At 61.4% G+C, this 2,217-nt stretch carries 3 protein-coding genes and 1 pseudogene; 1 reads left to right on the top strand and 3 read right to left on the bottom strand.

What is annotated here, in order from left to right:
* On the bottom strand, nucleotides 1-316 hold a 316-nt coding region (locus VFL62_RS16115; RefSeq protein ID WP_325173378.1), incomplete at its 3' end, for a glycerophosphodiester phosphodiesterase family protein.
* 17 nt (nucleotides 317-333) lie between these two features.
* Nucleotides 334-801 (bottom strand): RidA family protein, encoded by a 468-nt coding sequence (locus tag VFL62_RS16110; protein WP_325173377.1) that lies wholly within the window; start codon nucleotides 799-801, stop codon nucleotides 334-336.
* Nucleotides 802-1,073: 272 nt separating this feature from the next.
* Between VFL62_RS16110 and VFL62_RS16105 the strand changes: the two genes are divergently transcribed.
* Nucleotides 1,074-1,895, top strand: a complete 822-nt coding sequence (locus VFL62_RS16105) for a cell envelope integrity EipB family protein (protein ID WP_414644741.1) — start codon at nucleotides 1,074-1,076, stop codon at nucleotides 1,893-1,895.
* A 171-nt stretch (nucleotides 1,896-2,066) separates the two neighbouring features.
* On the opposite strand, the pseudogene VFL62_RS16100 reads toward VFL62_RS16105, so the two are convergent.
* Nucleotides 2,067-2,217: pseudogene (locus VFL62_RS16100) on the bottom strand (DNA polymerase IV); the annotation flags it as partial.

Genomic DNA, 2,217 nt, shown 5'->3' with positions numbered 1-2,217 from the left:
CGCGTCCCCGCACCAGGATGCACAGGTCGGCAAGCGACATCATCCGTTCCGGCGTGTCCTTGAAACGCACCTCTTTCAAGGCCATCCAGCTCAGGCCGAGCAGGGCGCCAGAACCCTCGGCGAGGCGGCCAAGCGCATCGTCGTGATGCACCATGGCCTCACCATCGGCGGTGAGTTGGATATCGCACTCGATGGCGAAGTTGCCGGCGATCGCCGCCAGCGCGGCGCCCGGCATGTTCTCGACAATGCCGCGCGCGCGATCGTGCAGGCCACGATGGGCCACCGGCCGCGCCGTCAGCCAATCGGGCGCGCGCATCGTGACGGTCTCCCGGATTAAGAAATCTCAAATACCCCTTCGACCTCGACCGAAGCGTCCGCCGGTAACGAGGATACACCGACCGTGGTGCGGGCGTGGCGGCCCTTGTCACCGAACGCCGCGACCATCAAGTCGGAGGCGCCGTTGAGCACCTTGGGCCCATCGAGAAAGTCGGGTGCTGAATTGACGAAACCGCCAAGGCGAACCACGCGCGCCACCTTGTCGAGATCGCCGATCGCGGCCTTGACCTGGGCGAGCAGGTTGATGGCGCAGCCGCGTGCGGCGGCCGCACCTTGCTCGATCGTGACGCCGGCCCCCAGCTTGCCCTTGGCGATCAGCTTGCCATCGGCCCCGAGGCAGATCTGGCCGGAAATGAACAACAGATTTCCGCTGCGCACGAACGGGACGTAATTCGCGACCGGATTTGGCGGTTCGTGCAGGGTAATGCCCTGAGATGCCAGTTTCTGTTCGACCGTACCCGCCATGATTTGTCCCCGTTTGGATGTTGTCCGGCCACAGCCGGCCGCAACGCTTGTTTCGCGCAATCGAACGCCGCTGGCAAGCGAGGCTAAGCATGGCCGTCGGTGCCAAATCTGTTGGCAGAGGCCGCCCGGTCGGCCGCAGAATGGCGTTTTCCGCCTTTTGGCCGCAGTTGCGACGCAATGAGTCGATGAATATTCTGGTGAAACCATCCAAGGGATGAACCATGGCCCGCGCATTTCAGATGCTGTCCCGTACCGCCAGGTCATTGGCGCCAATGCTGGTGATTCCTGCAATGACTGTGGGATCGTCGGGAAGTGCCGATGCGGCCGCCAATAGCGCCTTCCTGTCGCATCAGGCCTTGTACGAATTGAGTCTCGTGAAATCGCGCGCCAACTCGATCAGCAGCGCGCGGGGCCGTATCCTCTACAGTTTCACGGGAAGCAGCTGCGAGGGCTATACTTCCGAGTTCCGTCAGGTATCGGAGATGGACAACGGCGAGAACAAAGTGACGCTGTCTGACCTGCGCTCGACCTCCTGGGAGGATGCAGCCGGCAAAACCTACCGTTTCAAGATCGACTCGCGGATGAACGACGTCGAGAGCAGCCCGATCGACGGCATCGCGGAACGCGTTGGCGATCACATCACCGTCAAGCTGAAGCAGCCGCAGGCCAAGACGTTCAACCTCGATGGCTCCGTCGTATTCCCGACCGAGCAGATCCAGCGCATCATCGCCGCGGCAAAAGAAGGCAAGACCATTCTGGAACAGACCGTCTATGACGGCTCGGACAACGGCGAGAAAGTCTTCAATACGCTGGCGGTCATCGGTCAGCCGATTAAGGGCGATAAGACCATCGCTTCTCCCGATCCCTCGACCGAAAACGACGTGATGAAATCGACCACGCGCTGGCCGGTCACGGTAAGTTATTACGATCACGAGACCAAGCGCGAGGAGGGCGAGCAGGGGCCGCTCTATGCGATGTCGTTTGAGTTGTTTGAAAACGGCGTCTCGCGGGCGCTGGTGCTCGACTACAACGACTTCGTGATTTCGGGCGCGCTTGGAAAATTCAACGTCAAGGATGCCAAGCCCTGCAAGTGACGGCGGAGGCTTGGTCTAACTTGTTGAGATGAACGTTGTCATGGCCGGGCTCGTCCCGGCCATCCACGTCTTTGGTACGGCAAAAGGAAGACGTGGATGCCCGGCACATAGGCTAGCGGAAGCGACGCCGTTCTTCGAACGGCTATGGCCGGGCATGACGGTAGGGACCTTCTATTCCGTTTTCTCCGGCCCATCATAGGCAATTCCCCGGATCACGGCGGCGCTGCCGAATTTCCTGCGCAGGCCATCGATGGCGCGTTCGGCATCCGCGGAGCGGCGGTCCAGCATATCGGTGTCGTGCGTCTGCGTGGTTGGACGAAGC

The organism is Bradyrhizobium sp. (genome assembly GCF_035701725.1).
Taxonomy (GTDB): Bacteria; Pseudomonadota; Alphaproteobacteria; order Rhizobiales; family Xanthobacteraceae; genus Bradyrhizobium.
Note: the sequence above shows the minus strand (reverse complement) of the source record. Positions and strands in the feature narration are given on the sequence as shown.

Coding starts and splice junctions, on each gene's coding strand:
- VFL62_RS16110 (WP_325173377.1), bottom strand. CDS start 801: ATGGCGGGTACGGTCGAACAGAAACTGGCATCTCAGGGCATTACCCTG.
- VFL62_RS16105 (WP_414644741.1), top strand. CDS start 1,074: ATGCTGGTGATTCCTGCAATGACTGTGGGATCGTCGGGAAGTGCCGAT.